At 66.8% G+C, this 16,809-nt stretch carries 16 protein-coding genes; 10 read left to right on the plus strand and 6 right to left on the minus strand.

Going from position 1 to position 16,809, the window contains the following annotated elements:
* Positions 1 to 173: 173 nt before the first annotated feature.
* The 4 genes from ACIGJD_RS15695 (at position 174) to ACIGJD_RS15710 (ending at position 4,041) form a co-directional block, all read left to right on the plus strand.
* On the plus strand, positions 174 to 1,148 hold the full coding sequence (locus ACIGJD_RS15695; protein ID WP_483686971.1) for a hypothetical protein: 975 nt from the start codon (positions 174 to 176) through the stop codon (positions 1,146 to 1,148).
* A 225-nt stretch (positions 1,149 to 1,373) separates the two neighbouring features.
* A complete protein-coding gene (locus ACIGJD_RS15700; RefSeq protein ID WP_483686972.1) occupies positions 1,374 to 2,585 on the plus strand; it encodes an alcohol dehydrogenase catalytic domain-containing protein in 1,212 nt (403 codons plus the stop codon).
* 174 nt (positions 2,586 to 2,759) lie between these two features.
* Positions 2,760 to 3,383, plus strand: coding sequence for a metalloregulator ArsR/SmtB family transcription factor (locus tag ACIGJD_RS15705; RefSeq protein WP_483686973.1), 624 nt, complete (start codon positions 2,760 to 2,762; stop codon positions 3,381 to 3,383).
* A 292-nt stretch (positions 3,384 to 3,675) separates the two neighbouring features.
* Entirely contained in the window at positions 3,676 to 4,041 is a 366-nt protein-coding gene (locus ACIGJD_RS15710; protein WP_483686974.1) for a DUF7793 family protein, read from the plus strand.
* A 149-nt stretch (positions 4,042 to 4,190) separates the two neighbouring features.
* On the opposite strand, the gene ACIGJD_RS15715 is transcribed toward ACIGJD_RS15710, so the two are convergent.
* Positions 4,191 to 5,072 (minus strand): helix-turn-helix transcriptional regulator, encoded by an 882-nt coding sequence (locus ACIGJD_RS15715; RefSeq protein WP_483686975.1) that lies wholly within the window; start codon positions 5,070 to 5,072, stop codon positions 4,191 to 4,193.
* 85 nt (positions 5,073 to 5,157) lie between these two features.
* Here ACIGJD_RS15715 and ACIGJD_RS15720 point away from each other — a divergent pair, with 85 nt between their 5' ends.
* The 3 genes from ACIGJD_RS15720 to ACIGJD_RS15730 are packed head-to-tail and all read left to right on the plus strand — an operon-like array spanning position 5,158 to position 7,942.
* On the plus strand, positions 5,158 to 6,039 hold the full coding sequence (locus tag ACIGJD_RS15720) for an aldo/keto reductase (protein WP_483686976.1): 882 nt from the start codon (positions 5,158 to 5,160) through the stop codon (positions 6,037 to 6,039).
* A 9-nt stretch (positions 6,040 to 6,048) separates the two neighbouring features.
* On the plus strand, positions 6,049 to 7,077 hold the full coding sequence (locus ACIGJD_RS15725; RefSeq protein WP_483686977.1) for an aldo/keto reductase: 1,029 nt from the start codon (positions 6,049 to 6,051) through the stop codon (positions 7,075 to 7,077).
* A gap of 34 nt (positions 7,078 to 7,111) precedes the next feature.
* On the plus strand, positions 7,112 to 7,942 hold the full coding sequence (locus ACIGJD_RS15730; protein WP_483686978.1) for an oxidoreductase: 831 nt from the start codon (positions 7,112 to 7,114) through the stop codon (positions 7,940 to 7,942).
* 96 nt (positions 7,943 to 8,038) lie between these two features.
* On the opposite strand, the gene ACIGJD_RS15735 is transcribed toward ACIGJD_RS15730, so the two are convergent.
* Positions 8,039 to 10,801, minus strand: coding sequence for an alkaline phosphatase family protein (locus tag ACIGJD_RS15735; protein ID WP_483686979.1), 2,763 nt, complete (start codon positions 10,799 to 10,801; stop codon positions 8,039 to 8,041).
* Positions 10,802 to 11,169: 368 nt separating this feature from the next.
* On the opposite strand from ACIGJD_RS15735, the gene ACIGJD_RS15740 reads away from it, so the two are divergent.
* The 3 genes from ACIGJD_RS15740 to ACIGJD_RS15750 all read left to right on the plus strand — a co-directional run bounded on the left by ACIGJD_RS15740 (position 11,170) and on the right by ACIGJD_RS15750 (position 13,767).
* The gene (locus ACIGJD_RS15740; protein ID WP_483686980.1) at positions 11,170 to 12,840 is read left to right on the plus strand and encodes a phosphodiester glycosidase family protein; all 1,671 of its coding nucleotides are present in this window, start codon (positions 11,170 to 11,172) and stop codon (positions 12,838 to 12,840) included.
* Between the two features lie 161 nt (positions 12,841 to 13,001).
* Positions 13,002 to 13,184 (plus strand): hypothetical protein, encoded by a 183-nt coding sequence (locus tag ACIGJD_RS15745; protein ID WP_483686981.1) that lies wholly within the window; start codon positions 13,002 to 13,004, stop codon positions 13,182 to 13,184.
* Positions 13,185 to 13,332: 148 nt separating this feature from the next.
* Positions 13,333 to 13,767 carry a hypothetical protein gene (locus ACIGJD_RS15750; protein WP_483686982.1) on the plus strand — a complete coding sequence of 145 codons (435 nt, stop codon included), beginning with the start codon at positions 13,333 to 13,335 and terminating at the stop codon, positions 13,765 to 13,767.
* Positions 13,768 to 13,876: 109 nt separating this feature from the next.
* On the opposite strand, the gene ACIGJD_RS15755 is transcribed toward ACIGJD_RS15750, so the two are convergent.
* The 4 genes from ACIGJD_RS15755 to ACIGJD_RS15770 are packed head-to-tail and all read right to left on the minus strand — an operon-like array spanning position 13,877 to position 16,713.
* Positions 13,877 to 15,241 carry an FAD-dependent oxidoreductase gene (locus tag ACIGJD_RS15755; RefSeq protein WP_483686983.1) on the minus strand — a complete coding sequence of 455 codons (1,365 nt, stop codon included), beginning with the start codon at positions 15,239 to 15,241 and terminating at the stop codon, positions 13,877 to 13,879.
* Between the two features lie 13 nt (positions 15,242 to 15,254).
* Entirely contained in the window at positions 15,255 to 15,665 is a 411-nt protein-coding gene (locus ACIGJD_RS15760) for an arsenate reductase ArsC (RefSeq protein ID WP_483686984.1), read from the minus strand.
* Entirely contained in the window at positions 15,662 to 16,366 is a 705-nt protein-coding gene (locus tag ACIGJD_RS15765; RefSeq protein WP_483686985.1) for an aquaporin, read from the minus strand. The genes ACIGJD_RS15760 and ACIGJD_RS15765 overlap by 4 nt, the downstream gene beginning before the upstream one ends.
* Positions 16,363 to 16,713, minus strand: coding sequence for an ArsR/SmtB family transcription factor (locus tag ACIGJD_RS15770; RefSeq protein WP_142135147.1), 351 nt, complete (start codon positions 16,711 to 16,713; stop codon positions 16,363 to 16,365). The genes ACIGJD_RS15765 and ACIGJD_RS15770 overlap by 4 nt, the downstream gene beginning before the upstream one ends.
* Between the last annotated feature and the right edge of the window lie 96 nt (positions 16,714 to 16,809).

Below are 16,809 nucleotides of genomic sequence, written 5' to 3' on the forward strand. Positions count from 1 at the left end.
GGAGGCTCCTTAACGCGGCCCACATCCGGGGTGCGAAAAGAAACGTGCGCAGCGAAAATGAGGATGCGTGTCGCCAGGCGGCTGAGGCTCCCGGAACGTCCCGCGCCGGCGCTTTTCCACATAGCCGCGGACGTCGCTTCCGGGCAACGGCGGCCGCCCGGCATCGTGGGTACATGACCGATCTCCCGCCGTTCCTGCTCTCCCGGGACCGCATTCTGCACGGGCTCAGCGCCAACGACCTGGCCAAGCGTGTACGCTCCGGCGCGTTGGTGCGGGTCCGGCACGGCGTGTATGTCGACGGACCCAGGTGGCGGGCCATGAAGCCGTGGCAGCAGTACCGCGTCCGGGTCCAGGCCGCAGGGGAAACGTTTGAAAAGCCCACAATTTTCGCCCGGCACTCCTCGGCCAGTGTGTGGGACATTCCGTTCATCGGACAGAACCACCCGGTACAGGCCCTCACGCTGAAGAACGACGGCGGGAGGTCACGTGCCGGAGTCAGCCGCCACTTCGCATCACGCGCGGGCCTGAGGGCGGTGAAGCTGGAGGGGCTCCTGGTCACCGACCGCGTCCGGACTGTCCTGGACCTGGCGGCATTCAGCCCCTTCACCGAAGCCATCGCACCGCTGGACCACGTGCTGCGGCCGGACCCGGCCCGCCAATTGCCTGCCCTGACCAAGGCCGAACTGGAGGCGGGCATCGGTCAGATCTACTCCGCGGCGGCGGCGCGGCGGATCCGCACCGCTATCGCCTTTGCCGATCCCGCATCTGCTTCAGCGGGCGAGTCCTGGAGCCGCGCCCTGATCCACGTGGCCGGCTTCGAACCCCCGGTCCTCCAGCATCGCTTTACGGACGCGGGCGGGCTGGTGGGGTACTCGGATTTCTACTGGAAGGAGTCGGGGATCGTTGGCGAGTTCGACGGCGAGGAGAAGTACGTCAAGCCCGGGTTCCTCAAGGGCCGGACTACATCCGAGTCAGTTGTGGACGAGAAGAAGCGCGAAAACCGGCTCCGTTCCTTGGGATTCCGGGTGGAGCGGTGGGACTGGGCAGACCTCACCGTGGCCGGAACGCTGGAACGGAAGCTGGCGGCGGCAGGCGTGGGCCGCCGTCGTACGCGTTCCGCTGTTTTCGACGCGCAGGACCGCCTGTGACACACCCGCTCCACGGCGCGGCACTTATGTGGGTGGCGCTCAGGAACCCGCGCGTCCGGCCGGAACCTGCGCAGCGGAAACGGGGATGCGCGGCGCTGGGTTGGACGGGCGGCCTCGCCCTACAGGAAAATAGGCAGTAGGCTTACTATCTTGCAGCTGGGCGCATGCAGTGCCTGATGACCAGAACCCTATTCGACGGTTTGAGCGCGTAAAAGGAGTCCCATCATGAAAGCTCTTGTATGGCACGGCGAAGGCGATATCCGCCTGGACAACGTGGACGATCCCACCATCCTCGACCCGAACGACGCTATTGTGCGCATCACCCGCAGCGCGATCTGCGGCACGGACCTGCACTTCATCCGCGGCACCATGTCCGGCATGAAGGAAGGCACCATCCTGGGCCATGAAGCCGTGGGCGAGGTGACGGCCGTAGGCAAGGCGGTGCGGCGGTTCGCGCCCGGGGACCGCGTCATTGTGTCCTCCACGATGTCCTGTGGCGTGTGCTGGCAGTGCCGCGCCGGGCACACGGCGCAGTGCGACGTTGCCAACCCGAACGGCCCGCAAGCGGGCACCTGCTTCTTCGGCGGCCCCGAGACCACGGGACCGATCAACGGGCTGCAGGCGGAGTACGCGCGGATTCCCTGGGCCTCCAACACCCTTACCAGGCTGCCGGACAACGTCAGCGACGAGCAGGCCATCCTGCTCTCGGACATCTTCCCCACGGCCTGGTTCGGTGCGCAGCTGGCGGGCATCCAGCGGGGCGACACGGTGGCCGTGTACGGCGCCGGCATCGTTGGGCAGCTGGCGATTGCATCGGCGTTCCGGCAGGGTGCGTCGCGCGTGTTCGCGGTGGACGGGATAGAGACCCGGCTGGTCCAGGCGCTCGACCAGAACGCAGACGTCATCAACTTCAACAGCGAAGACCCCGTTGAGGCCCTGCAGGAGGCAACGCAGGGAATCGGCGTGGACGCGGTGATCGACGCCGTGGGCATCGATGCGCAGCGGCCCTGGGCCGGGCCGGCAGCTGCCAAGGGCGAGGAGCAGGCGGAGCAGTTCGCGCAGGAAGTGGCTGAAGTTGCCCCGTCCACCAATGTGCAGGGCGATAACTGGGTACCAGGGAATGCGCCCTCGCAGGTTTCGCAGTGGAGCATCGAGACGGTGCGGAAGTACGGCCGGATCGGGATTATCGGTGTGTACAGCCCGGCGATGATGACCTATCCCATTGGCCAGGCGATGAACAAGAACCTGACCATCCGGATGGGCAACTGCGACCACCGCTCGGTCACGCCGCCGCTGGTGGACCTGGTGGCGTCCGGCGTCTTCGACCCCACCACGTTCATCACCCAGCACGAACCGATCAGCGACGTGGTGGACGCCTACCTGAACTTCGACCGGCGCGAGGAAGGCTGGCTGAAGACGGTGCTGACCACCGCTTAGCCTCATCCTCCTGACCGGCGGCCTGCTCCTTTAGGTGCGGGCCGCCGTCGTGCGCTTCGCCGTTTTGAACGATCGGAGCCGTTGCACTAACGGCCGGTTGCGGGGGACGATCTTAGGCGTCAACACATTGGCGTGTCTCCCTGGTGAGGCCGGACAAGGCAGGGGTGGGAAACCGTGACGAATCAAGTGCCTGATGCAGACCGGGCGCGGCCGTCGATGCTGGCTCTCGCGGAGGTTTTCAAGGCCGCGGCGCATCCGGTCAGGGCGCAGGTCCTGGACCTGCTGTCCGGCGGCGAGTCGTCCATACCGGAACTGTGTGAGGGTACCGGGCAGAAGGCCTCGCACCTGTCCCGCCACCTGACCCAAATGCGGAGCCAGCGGCTGATCGAATGCCAGCGTTCCGAGGGGAGGCTGATGTACCGGCTGGCCTGCCCCGAGGTGGCGAACCTGCTTGCGGCCGCGCGATCCGTGCTGCAGGCGCAGGTGGAGGCTGCTGTGGCGCGGACGCGTTACACGCCGCGTCGGACTTATGGAACAGTCGCGCCGCAAGCTGCCCCGCGCGCTGCCGCTGTTACGGGCCCGGCAACCTTTTCCGACGAGCAGTTTGCCGAGCTGGAACACACCCTGGCCTCGCGCGCGGTGATTGCCGACGCGTGCGAATCAATAGCTGCGCGATGCGGATGCACCCTGGACGAGGCTGCAAAGCTGCTCATCATGACGGCACACAAGTCCAATCTCACCCTTCGGGCCGCTGCCGCACGCGAGCTGCAGGACCAGCAGCACGGGCCGCGAGCCTGATTCAGTCAAGGCAACCTGGCCCACCCGTACCAACGTCCCTTGACCTTTCTACGGAGCACGGGCCACACTTCTAGCAGAGTTGACGAAAACGTCTATCTGTCAATTCATCATCCGACCAACCGGCCGGGGGAAGGCACCAGGAAGCCCGGAGCAACGCTCCCCGATATTGGGGGGTTCCTAGTGCCGAGTGGATGGGGAGGGGCCAAGGCCGTCCCTTCCCCATCCGCTTCCGGCCGTGCGGTTTGCGCTGCTGTGTTGCTGTACGCCGTGGATGAGCAGCAAAGTAGTAGGCATGAAAGACATCACCGGGACCATCGAGCTCTCCGGGGACCTGCTGCACCTGAAGTGGGGGCACGGGGATGTGGTCACGGAACGCGACGCTGTGGCGCTCATGAAGCGTGCCAGGGAACTCAGCGGCGGCCGCGCTCTTCCGATGCTGGTGGAAATAACGGGTGTGGAGTGGATTGATCAGGGTGCCCTGAAGGCCTTTGCCGGGACCTGGCCCCTGACGCGCGCGGCAGTGGTGGGCACCTCCCCCGTGGACCAGACTCTCGCCGGCTTTTACACTGGCCGGCACAAACCGGTGCACCCCACCCGTTACTTCACGTCCATGGATGAGGCGATGGCGTGGCTGGCGGAGGACCCGGCGCAGCCGTAGGGCGTGCGCATATGTTCGACTCGCAAAGCCGCCCGTGACGCGCAAATTCCTTTTCGCGGCCCGCATTTACGCTGCGCAAAGGAATATGCGTAGCGAAACGGAATATGCGCCTCGAAAACGAACGCCGCGGCGACGGCCCGCAGCGCGGCCTAGGTGCCCTCCTGCACCGGCACCCCGGCATCGGTCCGCTGCGTGGCGGCCCAGCTGGCCAGGACCTTCAGCGCATCCTCGGACGGCGTGCCCGGTTCGGCGGTGTAGATGTTGATCCGCAGCCCCGGGTCCGCAGGGAGTTCCATCGCCTCGTAGGTCAGATCCAGGTCCCCCACCACCGGGTGATGCAGCCGTTTCCGCCCGGTGCGGTGGTACTTCACGTCGTGCCGGGCCCAGCGGACGCGGAACTCCTCGCTGCGGGTGGAAAGCTCGCCGATCAGGTCCGAAAGGTCCTGGTCGTACGGGTTCCTGCCGGCGGTGGACCGCAGTACCGCAACGATGTCGTCCGCGCTGCGCTCCCAGTCCCGGAAGAACTCCCGCGCCTTCGGATTCAGGAACGTGAACCGCGCACTGTTCGGCGGCGTCACCGGCTCCGCCATCATCTCCATATACAGGGCCCGGCCCAGCTCATTGGAGGCCAGCACATCGCCGCGGTCGTTCCTAACCCAGGCGGGCGCCGTCGTAATCGCATCGATGACCCGCTGCACGCTGGGACGCACCGTCAAAGGGCTCCGCCTACGCCGTACCCGCGGCACCGAAGTGGCAGCGCGGGCAAGGTCGAAAAGGTGGGCCGTCTCGGCGTCGTCCAGCTGCAGGGCGCGTGCCAGGGCCTCCAGCACGCTGTCCGAGGCACCGGACAGGTTCCCGCGCTCCAGCCGGATGTAGTAGTCGACGCTCAACCCGGCCAGCATGGCCACTTCCTCGCGGCGGAGCCCAGCCACGCGACGGGTACCGCCGTACGCGGGCAGCCCGGCCTCCTCCGGGGTGAGCCGGGTGCGGCGGGAGGTCAGGAATTTCCGCACGTCATCGCTGTTGGTCATGCCTCCACGGTACGCGTGCCCCAACCTCTGAAGGAGGGACTGACAAGCCCTCCCACAATCGCGGCCACCCACATAGCGTGAAGGCATGGAACTCAAACTCAACAACGGCGTCACCATGCCAGCGCTCGGCCTGGGCGTCTTCCAGAGTCCCCCGGAAGAGACGACGGCGGCCGTCCAGACCGCGCTCGAGGTGGGCTACCGGCACATCGACACCGCCGCGGCGTACGGCAACGAGCGGGAGGTGGGCGAAGGGATCCGCCGCTCCGCCCTGCCGCGCGGAGACGTCTTCATCGAAACGAAGGTGTGGGTCAGCGACTACGGCTACGAGCAGGCACTGCACGCCTGGGACAAGGCCGTGGGCAAGCTGGGCGTGGAACAGCTGGACCTGCTCATCCTGCACCAGCCAGCCCCGGACCGGTTCGACAAAACCATCGCCGCCTACAAAGCCCTGGAAACCCTGCTCAAGGACGGACGGGTGCGGGCCATCGGCGTCAGCAACTTCATGCCGCACCACCTGCAGCAGCTGCTGGCGGAAACCGACGTGGTCCCCGCCGTCAACCAGATCGAGCTCCACCCGTACTTCCAGCAGCCGGCCGTCCAGACGATCGACGAGGACCACCGCATCCTCACCCAGGCCTGGTCGCCCATTGGCGGCATCACCTTCTACCCCGGCTGGGGCGAAAACCGGAAGAACGTCATGCGGGACCCGGCGATTGCCGGCGTCGCGCAGGCCCACGGCAAGACCCCCGCCCAGGTGATGCTGCGCTGGCACCTGCAGCAGGGCCGGTCCGCCATCCCCAAGTCCACCAACCCGAGCCGGATTGCCGAGAACTTCGACGTGTTCGACTTCGAGCTTTCCACGGCGGAGATCGAAGCCATCAATGCCCTGGACTCCGGCGTCCGCAGCGGCCCGGACCCGGACGTGGCCCGCCCGGAGCGGTTCGCCATGGTCATCCCGGAAGCCTAAGGAGAAGCAATGGAATACCGCCCGCTTGGCCGCACCGGCGTGCAGGTCAGCCCCCTCTGCCTCGGCGCGATGATGTTCGGCCCCTGGGGCAACAACGATCGTGCCGATGCCACCCGCATCATCCACCGCGCCCTGGACGCCGGCATCAACTTCATCGACACCGCGGACGTGTACTCCGGCGGAGCCTCCGAGGAGATCGTCGGTGAAGCCCTCGCAGGCAGGCGCGACGACGTCTTCCTCGCCACCAAGTTCTTCATGCCCATGGATGAGAAGGACCCCAACCAGCGCGGCGGTTCGCGGCGCTGGATCATGCGGGAGGTGGAGAACTCGCTGCGCCGGCTCAACACCGATCACATCGACCTCTACCAGGTGCACCGGCCCAGCCCGGACACGGACGTGGAGGAGACCCTGGGCGCGCTCACCGACCTGGTCCGCCAGGGCAAGGTGCGCTACATCGGCTCCTCGTCCTACTCCGGCTCGCAGATCGTGGAGGCCCAGTGGGCATCCCGCGAGCGCAACCTGGAGCGGTTCGTCACCGAGCAGCCGCCCTACTCCATCCTGGTCCGCGGCATCGAGGAGGACGTCCTTCCCACGGTGCAGCGGCATGGGATGGGCACCCTCACGTACAGCCCGCTTGCCGGCGGCTGGCTCTCCGGCCGGTGGCGGAAGGACTCCGCGTCCCGGCCCACCTCCTCGGCTCGGCCGAGTGCCCGCTTCGACATGAGCCAGCCCGCCAACCAGCGCAAGCTGGACATCGTGGAGGAGCTGGCGCAGGTGGCCGAGTGGGCCGGGGTCACGCTCATTGAGATGGCCATCGCGTTCGTGATCAACCACCCCGGCGTCACCTCGGCCATCGTGGGCCCGCGGACCATGGAGCAGCTGGAGTCCTACCTCCCGGCCGCGGATACCGTCCTGGCCCCCGAGGTGCTGGACCGCATCGACCAGCTCGTCGCCCCCGGCGTCACCGTCAACCCCGACGACAACAGCTACGGCGCCCACGAACTGACTGCAAACGCACGATGGCGGCACCGGGCTTAAGCGCCCGGACGTCACCCTACGAAAGGAAACACCAATGGCAACATGGCTCATCACAGGCTGCTCCACCGGACTTGGCCGGGCACTCGCCGAAGCCGTGCTCGCATCCGGACACAACGCCGTCGTCACCGCCCGGAACGTTGACGCGGTGCAGGACATCACCGCCGGCTTCCCGGACACCGCGCTCCCCCTGGCCCTGGACGTCACGGACAAGGCGCAGATCGCCGCAGCGGTGAAGCAGGCCGAGGAGAAGTTCGGGGCGATCAACGTGCTGGTGAACAACGCCGGCTACGGCTACCGGGCCGCCGTGGAGGAAGCGGACGACGGCGACATCCGGCGTTTGTTCGACACGAACTTTTTCGGCGCGGTGGACATGGTCAAGGCGGTTTTGCCGGGCATGCGCACCAACAAGGCCGGCTCCATCCTCAATATCTCCTCCATCGGCGCGCGGATCACACCGCCCGGCTCCGGCTACTACGCCGCCACCAAGGCCGCCCTGGAGGGCATGTCCGGATCGCTGCGCCAGGAGTTGCAGCCGCTGGGCATCAACGTCACCGCCATCGAGCCCGGCGGCTTCCGCACCGACTTCGCCGGCCGCTCGCTCACGCAGTCCGCTTCGGCGATCGACGACTACGCGGATACGGCCGGCAAGCGCCGCAAGGAACACGACACGGCCCACGGCAAGCAGCCCGGCGACCCGGACAAGGCAGCCAGGGCGATCATCGCCGTCGTCGAATCCCCCAACCCGCCGGGACTCCTGGTCCTGGGCACTGACGCGTTCGGCGCCTTCGGCAAGGTGGCGGAGGCCCAGCGGGCGGAACTGGACCAGTGGCAGGAGCTGAGCACCGGCACCGACATCACGGACTGAGCGCTTGTGCGACACAAGAGCGGGCTGGGCGATTTCCGCCCAGCCCGCTCTTGTGGATGTCAGCGGCTGGCGCCCGACGTCCCGGTCAACGAAATATCAGTCGTCCTCGTGGTTCGTTGAACCGGCGGGGATACCGGGCACCTCGTCGGGGCCGTAGATCTTCTCGTCGCCCGGGTAGGGGCTCTCCCATTTGTGCGTCTGGTACCAGGTCCAGCGGTTGAACAGGTTGGGGTCCGCATAGTCTTCCTTCGCACCGTTGCCTGCCAGGTGCTGCTTCTCGGACCAGTCGTCCCACTTTTCGGCGGTTTCCTTCATTGGGGCAGGGACGGCGGTGGCCTTGGCTGCTGCGTCATTGACTGCCGCGGCCGCCGCTCCGGTCTGGCCCAGGGTGTCCGTGCCGCAGGCGGGGGCGGTCTTGACGCCCTCGGTGAGCGGGACCTGGTTCGGGACCGCGGAGTACGGTGCGAAGTCGGCCTTGTTGGTGAAGGCGTCGAACATGGGGGTGGCCGCCGCCACCTTCTGGTTCAGCGGCTGTGCACCGAGGATCTGCTCGATGGTACGGACCATATTGATCTGGGAGTAGTAGGTGCTGACGGTTTTACCATGCACCGCGTATGGGCTGAGGACCTGGACGGGGGCGCGGTGACCGTCGATGTGGTCGGTGCCGTTCTGGCTGTCGTCCTCGGCGATGAAGATCGCAGAGTCCTTCCAGTAGTCGGAGTGCGAGATCTCATCAACGATCTTGCCCACGGCGAGGTCGTTGTCGGCAACCTGGGCCTCGGGGTCGGCGGTGCCCCCGGTGTGGTCGCTTGAGAGCCATGTCATCTGAAAATTTTTCGGGCCGTTCTTCTCAAAGTCCTGCTTCCAGGTCTCATAGCGGTAGATGTCCGGTACCGCAGTGTCGAACGGGGCCGCGTTCGGATCCGTGATGTCATTGAGTGACGGGATGGCTGAGCTGGCGTGCATTTGAAGGGCCGGGGTGAAGAGCTGGGCCGGGTCGCCGCCGGCCATGGTGCCCGTGGCGGCACAGTAGTACTGCTGCCAGGTGGCCCCTGCGGGCTTGCCCTCCTCGGAGTCGAATTCGCCATAGTTCCTGGCGGTCTTGCCCGCGTCCTTGATCGCAGTCCAAAGGAAGCCGGAACGCTGATGGCCAAGGACATCGTCCTCGGTGTCGTACGAGCGTTTGTATTCACCGGCGCTGGTCTCCGTGTATGCCGGGTCATCGCCCTGCATCATCCAGTTGTGGCCCTCGGCCGAGTTGGTGCCGATGTCATAGGTGTTGTCATACAGGCCGAACTTGCTGGCCAGGGCGTGCTGGTTGGGCGTGACTTTCGCGCCGAACTGGGCAAGGGATGCGTCGCCGTTGCCCTGCTTCATGTCCCCGTACACCTGGTCGTACGTGCGGTTTTCCTTCACGATCAGGAATACGTGCTTGATGGTCGACGGCTCCCCGATCCGCTTGGGGACCGCGACGGCGGGAACGTTGCCTGCCTGGGCTTCCGTTGCCTCCTTGACCGAGCTGCCATCCCAGCCGTTCTGCTCGAACACAGTCTCGGTGGACTGCTGGATCTGCTCGTCGCTGGGCAGCGTGAATTTGGTGAGCGAGGCTGTGGTGGAGTGCGTGCCGTGGCCGGTTGCAGCCGTAGTGTTCGGGCCCTCGTTGATGGTCACTTCCGGTCCGCGCGCATCGATGCCGCGGATGTTGGTGACCACGATCTGGCCGTTCACGGCTGTGACGTTGCCCGGGTAGTAGTCGGTCGGGAGCAGGCCGATGTAGCTGGCCGGGTCCTTCGGGTCCTGCTTGTTGACCTTGTAGACCGCGATCGCGTTGGCGCGGCCGAGCGAGACCAGGAGGTGGTCGCCCTGCATGGTGATGGCGGTGGGTTCGTAGCCCACCCGGGACGAGGCCCAGGGCTGGGTGGCGATGGTTTGGAGAACCTTGTTGCTGGCGGTGTCCACGACGGAGACGGTGTCGCTGTTGGTATTGGCCACGTACAGCGTGGGCCCGTCCAGGAACATCGCAGTCGGGTGCAGCTGGACGTCGAGGGAAGAAACCGGCGCGGCGGCGTTGGCGGTGTCGATGATGCTGAGGGTGCCGGTGGTGGAGGTGCCGAGGTTGGTGTCGGCCGGGACGTCGGTGCCGTAGGAGTTCATGGTCGGCTCGCCCGAGAGCGCCGGCCGGCCTCCCTCGTTGGAGACGTACAGCCGGGTGCCGACGAACTTCAGCTGGCGCGGGGCGATACCGGTGCCGAACGTCTGCTTGATGGTCCCGGCGGCCGGGTCGATCGCGACCACGCTGTTCTGGCCGTTCACGGCCGCGTACAGCGTGGAGCCGTCGGGAGAGAACGCCATGCCGGCGGTCAGGGCCTGCTTGTCGCCCGCGGTCGGGATGCTGATTTTTGTGCCCGCCCCCAGGGAGCCGTCCGGGTTGAAGGGGTAGCGGACGATGCCGGTTGCGACCGGCTCAAACAGGAACTTGCCGTCGGGCGAGAAGACGGGGCCGTCCTGGCCCACCGATCCGTCCGTGATGTGCTGGTACGCCATGTTCGCGAAGCCGGCATTGCCTGCCGCTGTTGCAAAAGCCGTGGCCGCCTGGGTACCTGCCGCGGCAACCGGCTTGTACATCGTCAAGTCGAAGACCTGCAGATCGACCGAGCGGTCAGCACTGGTGCCAACCAGGTATCGGCCATCCGGGCTAACGGTCGAGCCCATGATTTTGCCGAATGGGGTCATCAGGCGGTCCCCGATGGGTTTGATCATCTGGTTCGAGGCGACCTGCTCGCCCTTGTCGGTCTGGGAGCCCACCTGCTGCTGGCCGAAGGGGATAGTTGAGGCGGCCGCGATGCCGGCACCGCCCAAAACGACAAGAGTGCAGCTAGCGGCAACTATTGCCAGCGGCTTCTGGCGACGCACAAAGGCGGAGACGTTTCCCAGCCGCGAGGGGCTTCCTGTGTGTTCGGCGGCTGATGTACGGACGATTTTTGGGGGTCTTTTCACACTGAAAAACTTAGGGACCCGAGCTTAAATGCACGTGACGGATTTGGTTATTTCAGGCAACCATTTGGTTATTCCAGGCAACCACCTGCTGTCAGACCTATCCTGCATTTCTGCTTTCGGAACCTGCGGGGATGACCCCGACAACGTGGGGTGAACAGTTCCCGAAGGCGGGCTGAACAGCGGCGTGTGGGTGCCCTCGCCAGCCCCGGACCGCCCTAGCGTGGGTAACCATGATCAACCCCAGTCATCGTCACCATCGCGCGGTTATCACCGCGCTGGCCGTGTCTCTCCCCTTCGCCTTCCTGGCCCCGGCAGGCGCCTCCACCGCGGCGCCCACCGCTCCGGCCCCGGACCAGCAGACTGCCGCACCATCACCGTCCGCCCACCTTGACCTCGGCGCAGCGGATCAGCCCGAGACCCGGACCGTGACCACCCTCGCCCCTGGCTTGACCCGTACCGCCATCACCCGCGGCACCCCCAACCAGGACTTCTTCTGGACCGCCGAAGTGGCCGTCCCGTCCACGTCACCGGACCCGGACGCTCCCGCATCCGCCCTCTCCACCCAGGCACAGGCCCAACTGGTTGCCGACAAGCTCAACGCGGCCGGCGTTCCTGCACGGGTGGAGCACGTCCAGTCACCCCAGCTGGCCGACGCCGGCGGCGACCTCGGCTATCGGGTACGGGCCGGGAACTTCACCACCAAGGCCGACGGAACCGCTACTGTGGACCGGATCAAGGCGGCCGGCTACAAATCCTCCGTGATCTACACCGGCTGGGACGGCGACGCCGGCTCCAGCGAGGATGACCGGGGCCCCTGGAACCTGCAGGTGCTCACCATCGATCCAAAGGAATTCCGGGGCGACCTGGCCTCCTCGTTCGGCCCGAACCTCGAGGACCGCGAGACCACCAGCTCACTCGCTGCCGCCGCAGGCGCCCTGGCCGCGACGAACGGCGGCTACTTCGTCATGGACCCTGCCGCCGGCGCGCCGGGCGATCCTGCCGGTGCCGCAGTCCACGACGGCAAGGTGCTCAGCGAACCCGTCGGCGACCGGCCCTCCCTGGTCATCGACAAGAACAAGGCCTCCGTCCAGCGCCTGCACTGGCACGGCACGGTCACCGGCACGGGCCTGGCCGGAGAGCTTCCTTTGGACGGAATCAATCGGGTCCCCGGGCTCATCCGCAACTGCGGCGGCACCGACGACACCCCCACCAACCTGCCGCTGCACGACTTCACCTGCACGGATGCGGACGAGATCGTTGCTTTCACACCGGAGTTCGGCCCCACCACACCGTCCGGGCCGGGGCTCGAAGTCCTCCTGGATGCCCACGGCACTGTCACTGCGGTCAACCACACCCGCGGTACCGCCGTCCCGGCCGGTGGCCAGACCCTCCAGGCCATCGGAGCAGATGCGGATAAGCTCGCCGCCCTGGCTGTCCCGGGTACCAAGCTGAACGTCAACACGGACCTGCTCGACGGGAGCGGCAAGACCCTGAAGACCCATGCCACCACGGACGTCGTCAACGGCGGACCCACGCTGGTTGAAAACGGCCAGCTGAACGTCACCGCGAAGCGCGACGGCATGGTCCGCACCACCGACAGCAACAGCTTCTTCTACGGCTGGGTCCACAAGCGCAACCCCCGCACCATTGCCGGCGTCGACGCGCAGGGCCGGACCCTGATCGTCACCGCCGACGGCCGCCAAACCACGTCGCTGGGCCTGAGCATCAAGGAAGCCGCCGACGTCGCGCGTTCGCTGGGAATGGTCAACGCCATCAATCTCGACGGCGGCGGATCGACCACGATGGTCCAGGGCGGTCAGGTTGTGAACTCGCCGTCGGACGCAACCGGAGAGCGCCCGGTGGGCGACGCACTCCTAGTGCTTCCGGGCCGCAAGCCCTAACCCGGAACGCGCCTTGGCCGGCGAGGACATAGTCAAGCACCTGAGAGGCACCACGCGAAAGGCGCGCCCAGCGAACAGGGGCACGCCTTTCGCGTTTTTCCAGTCCCTGCATTGCGGAGTTGCTCCCGGAACTTCCAGCAACCCGGTCGTAGGCTGTCGCCATGCACCCCTTGGTCGCGATCGTCCTGGTGATCCTCACTGGGCTTGCCTGGCTGGGCACCACCATCACTCTGCTGGTGTCCCTGGCGAATGCCCGACGGCAGCCGACGGCTGTCGCCGAAGACAGAGTCCAGGATCCGAAGGGCAGCTCTCAGGTGGAGGAGGCATCGCAGATCCCGCTATGACGCGGCAGTTTCTGGCCAGCCTACCGCAGGGCAGTCATCCGGGGGACCCTAATGGGCGCCAAAAATGAGTAGTCAGTACTCATGACACGGCGCATGCCCGGTGCGAAAGTGGTTTCTACAGCTTCATCGCGTCGCAAGAGGAAACACCATGGCAGCAAAGAGGCGTCGCTCCGGCAGCAAGGGTGGCGGCACCATCGGGTGTGCACCCTTCCTGGTCCTGATCGTCATAGCCCTCATCATCAATTTCTGGTGGGTCATTCTCATCAGCCTTGGCCTGGTCGCAGTGACGGCGGTGCTGGTCCGCACTGCGAAGGCCCCGGCACGCCCGGCCCCGATCCCCCCGCCCCGGCCGCAGCCCATCGTGGCCCCGCCCCGCCCGGTTATGGGCGGCGACGACCTCACAGCCCACATGCGCAGCCAGAAACGGGCCGGCCGCGAACGGGACCTGCAGGAATGGGACTACGAGTGGATCCGCCTGGCCCATCCGGGGAAGAGCCTCCGCGAAGTCAACGAGATCGCGAACGCTCATTTTACCCGCGGCCGTTCCATCGGCATCAACTGGGGCGACCCTTCGGCATCATAAGTGACGCCACTTGTCCCCGTTTCCCGGACAAATCCCCGCTCCACGCGTGGGGGAATAGTCCGCGAGGCGGGGATTTTCCGTTTGAACTGCCTCAGGACACAGGCCGCCCCTACCTTGGGATGGTTTCGCTGCTGCGGCCGTGCTGGAGGCCCGTGGCGAACCCGATGGTTACGGGCACAGGCGCCGGAGCCGTGCAGCAGCCATCCCCGGCATCGTCTAAGTCGTTGGGAACGCTGGTGGAGCAAACGCCGGTCTCCGGCAGTTCAAGTTCCACGGCGTCCGCGGCCTCGGTGTCTCCGGCGAGGGCTGCGGCGATGGAGCGGACCTGCTCATACCCGGTGGCCATCAGGAACGTGGGCGCACGCCCGTAGGACTTCATCCCCGCCAGGTAGAAGTCCTTTTCCGGCTGCTCAAGGATCCGGGCACCGTGGGCCGGAACCGTACCGCAGCTGTGGAAGTCCGGATCGATCAGCGGGCCGAGGGCTTTGGGGGCGTCCACCGCGGGGTCCAGGTCCAGGCGCAGTTCCGAGAGCATGGCCAGGTCCGGCCGGAAACCAGTGGCGGGAATGACGCGGTCCGCCTCAACGCTGCGGCCGTCGGCGGCGTGCACGGTGACGGAGTCACTATGCACTTCGAGGAACGCCGTGTGGAAGTTGGTCAGAAGCTGGACTGACCCGCTTTCGACGGCGGTGCGGAGCCTGGCCCCGAGCTGGCCGCGGGCGGGCAGCTGATCGGCGTCGCCGCCGCCGTAGGCACGCGCAGGCGTGGCGGCGCGGATGGCCCACAGGACTTCCGTCCCGGGGTTGGCGCGCGACACCCGGGCCAGGTCGAGGACCATGTTGGCGGCCGAGTGTCCGGAACCGATGACGAGGGTACGGCCGCCGGCGAAACCACCAGCGGCAACGTCCGGCAGCGGCCCGGTGACCAGCCCGGCGGCACGCGCCTCGACCTCACCCGGAACAGCCAGGCCGGAGGATCCCAGCGGCGCCGGGCTGCTCCAGGTACCGGACGTATCGATCACGGCGCGGGCCAGCACCTCGGTGACCTGGCCGCCGTCGTGCTCTATGCGCAGGAGGAACGGCGCCTGGTCTCGGCCCTGGCTGCGGCCCTTGTCCATGCCCTGCCGGGTGACGGCGACAACGCGGGAGCCGGTCCGGATCCGGTCCTTGAGCTCCGGCGTGGCGGCCAGGGGTTCCAGATACTCGGAGACGATCTGGGAGCCGTAGGGCAGTGCGGTGGGCCGTGGCGCTTCCCAGCCGTTGCGTTCCAGCAGCCGCACGGAGGCGGGGTCCAGGTTGTACTTCCAGGTGGAGAACACGCGGACGTGCCCCCATTGCCGGATGGCAGCACCCACGGTGGGGCCGGCTTCGAGGACCAGCGGCTCCAGCCCGCGTTCCAGCAGGTGCGCGGCCGCGGCCAGGCCCACGGGTCCGGCGCCGATTACGGCAACGGGCAGGGATTCCGGTGATGTCATGGCGTCAAACCTTTCAGCTCTGCGCGGGGATGAGGGAAGCGATCAGGGCTTCCACCCGGCCCTTGATTTCGTCGCGGATGGGCCGGACGGACTCCACGCCCTTGCCGGCAGGGTCCTCCAGCACCCAGTCCTCGTAGCGCTTGCCCGGGAAGTAGGGGCACTCGTCGCCGCAGCCCATGGTGATGACGACGTCGGATTCCTTGACAGCCTCGGTGGTGAGGACTTTGGGGATCTCGGCGGACATGTCGATCCCCACCTCGGCCATGGCCTCCACGGCGGCCGGGTTCACCTTCTCCGCAGGCTGCGAGCCCGCGGAGCGGACCTCGATGGAGCCGTCCGAGAGCGATGTGAGGAACGCGGCGGCCATCTGGGAGCGGCCCGCGTTGTGGACACAGACGAACAGGACGGAGGGCTTGCGGCTCATGAGAGCACCTTTCGGTCGGCCGTGGTGACGGCGGAAGTTGCGAGGGTTGGATAGAGGAAACGGACCAGGAAATACCCCAGCGCACCGCCGAGCAGTTGGGCCAGGATGAAGGCAGGGGCCGACGGCGGGGCGATGCCGGCGAAGGTGTCCGTGACGGTCCGGGCGATGGTCACCGCGGGGTTGGCGAAGCTGGTGGAGCTGGTGAACCAGTACGCGGCCGTGATGTAGCCGCCCACGGCGAACGCCACCCGGTCCGCCCGGCCGGACCGGACCGTACCGAAGATGACCAGCAGCAGCCCCACCGTGGCGATGACTTCGGCCAGCCAGAGAGAGGGCCCGGTGCGCTGGTGCGTGGACCAGGAAACCGCGTCCAGCCCGAACATCAGGTTCGCGGCGACGGTGCCGGCCAGGCCGCCCAGGACCTGCGCGGCAATTAACGCCGCGGCGGAGGTCCCGGTGTCGATCATCCCCAGCGCACGTTCCACCAGGGTCACCACGGGATTGAACGACGCCGATACCGGCTGCAGTGCCACGATGAGCGCCACCAGTGCGGCACCTGTGGCGAGGCTGTTTTGCAGAAGCTGCAGGCCGGCGTCGTCCGGGGACAGCCTGGACGCCATCACGCCCGAGCCCACCACGGCCATGACCAGGAACGCGGTGCCGATGAATTCTGCAGCGGCGCGGCGGGCCGTGACGGTCACTTGGCCTGCCCGCCGATCAGCGCGGCCAGGTTCTGCAGCGCTTCGGTCCGGGCACGGTAGTAGACCCATACCCCCCGCTTTTCCCGGTCCAGCAAACCCACCTCGTGGAGGATCTTCAGGTGGTGGCTGATGGTGGGCTGGGACAGCTCAAAGGCGTCGTTGAGGTCGCAGACGCACGCTTCGCCGCCTTCATGCGAGGCGACCATGGACATCAGCCGCAGCCGGACCGGATCGGCCAGCGCCTTCAACAGCGGGGCGATTCCCTCGGCTTCCTGCTCGGACAACGGCTCCCTTGCCAGGGGCGCGCAGCAGGCGACGGCCTGGACGGGGGTCAGTTCCAACGACATAGACACAGGTAAATATTTACATTCATCTATGTATTTGGCAATCCACACAAATCCCGCCGCCTTCCTCCCCTCCCTTGCAACGCCCGGAGGAAGGGC

Source organism: Arthrobacter sp. E1SS-5 (genome assembly GCF_057073715.1).

Excerpts from the sequence above, each read along its gene's own strand:
- ACIGJD_RS15695 (WP_483686971.1), top strand. The coding sequence starts at position 174 with ATGACCGATCTCCCGCCGTTCCTGCTCTCCCGGGACCGCATTCTGCAC.
- ACIGJD_RS15700 (WP_483686972.1), top strand. The coding sequence starts at position 1,374 with ATGAAAGCTCTTGTATGGCACGGCGAAGGCGATATCCGCCTGGACAAC.
- ACIGJD_RS15710 (WP_483686974.1), top strand. The coding sequence starts at position 3,676 with ATGAAAGACATCACCGGGACCATCGAGCTCTCCGGGGACCTGCTGCAC.
- ACIGJD_RS15715 (WP_483686975.1), bottom strand. The coding sequence starts at position 5,072 with ATGACCAACAGCGATGACGTGCGGAAATTCCTGACCTCCCGCCGCACC.
- ACIGJD_RS15720 (WP_483686976.1), top strand. The coding sequence starts at position 5,158 with ATGGAACTCAAACTCAACAACGGCGTCACCATGCCAGCGCTCGGCCTG.
- ACIGJD_RS15725 (WP_483686977.1), top strand. The coding sequence starts at position 6,049 with ATGGAATACCGCCCGCTTGGCCGCACCGGCGTGCAGGTCAGCCCCCTC.
- ACIGJD_RS15730 (WP_483686978.1), top strand. The coding sequence starts at position 7,112 with ATGGCAACATGGCTCATCACAGGCTGCTCCACCGGACTTGGCCGGGCA.
- ACIGJD_RS15740 (WP_483686980.1), top strand. The coding sequence starts at position 11,170 with ATGATCAACCCCAGTCATCGTCACCATCGCGCGGTTATCACCGCGCTG.
- ACIGJD_RS15745 (WP_483686981.1), top strand. The coding sequence starts at position 13,002 with ATGCACCCCTTGGTCGCGATCGTCCTGGTGATCCTCACTGGGCTTGCC.
- ACIGJD_RS15750 (WP_483686982.1), top strand. The coding sequence starts at position 13,333 with ATGGCAGCAAAGAGGCGTCGCTCCGGCAGCAAGGGTGGCGGCACCATC.
- ACIGJD_RS15755 (WP_483686983.1), bottom strand. The coding sequence starts at position 15,241 with ATGACATCACCGGAATCCCTGCCCGTTGCCGTAATCGGCGCCGGACCC.
- ACIGJD_RS15760 (WP_483686984.1), bottom strand. The coding sequence starts at position 15,665 with ATGAGCCGCAAGCCCTCCGTCCTGTTCGTCTGTGTCCACAACGCGGGC.
- ACIGJD_RS15770 (WP_142135147.1), bottom strand. The coding sequence starts at position 16,713 with ATGTCGTTGGAACTGACCCCCGTCCAGGCCGTCGCCTGCTGCGCGCCC.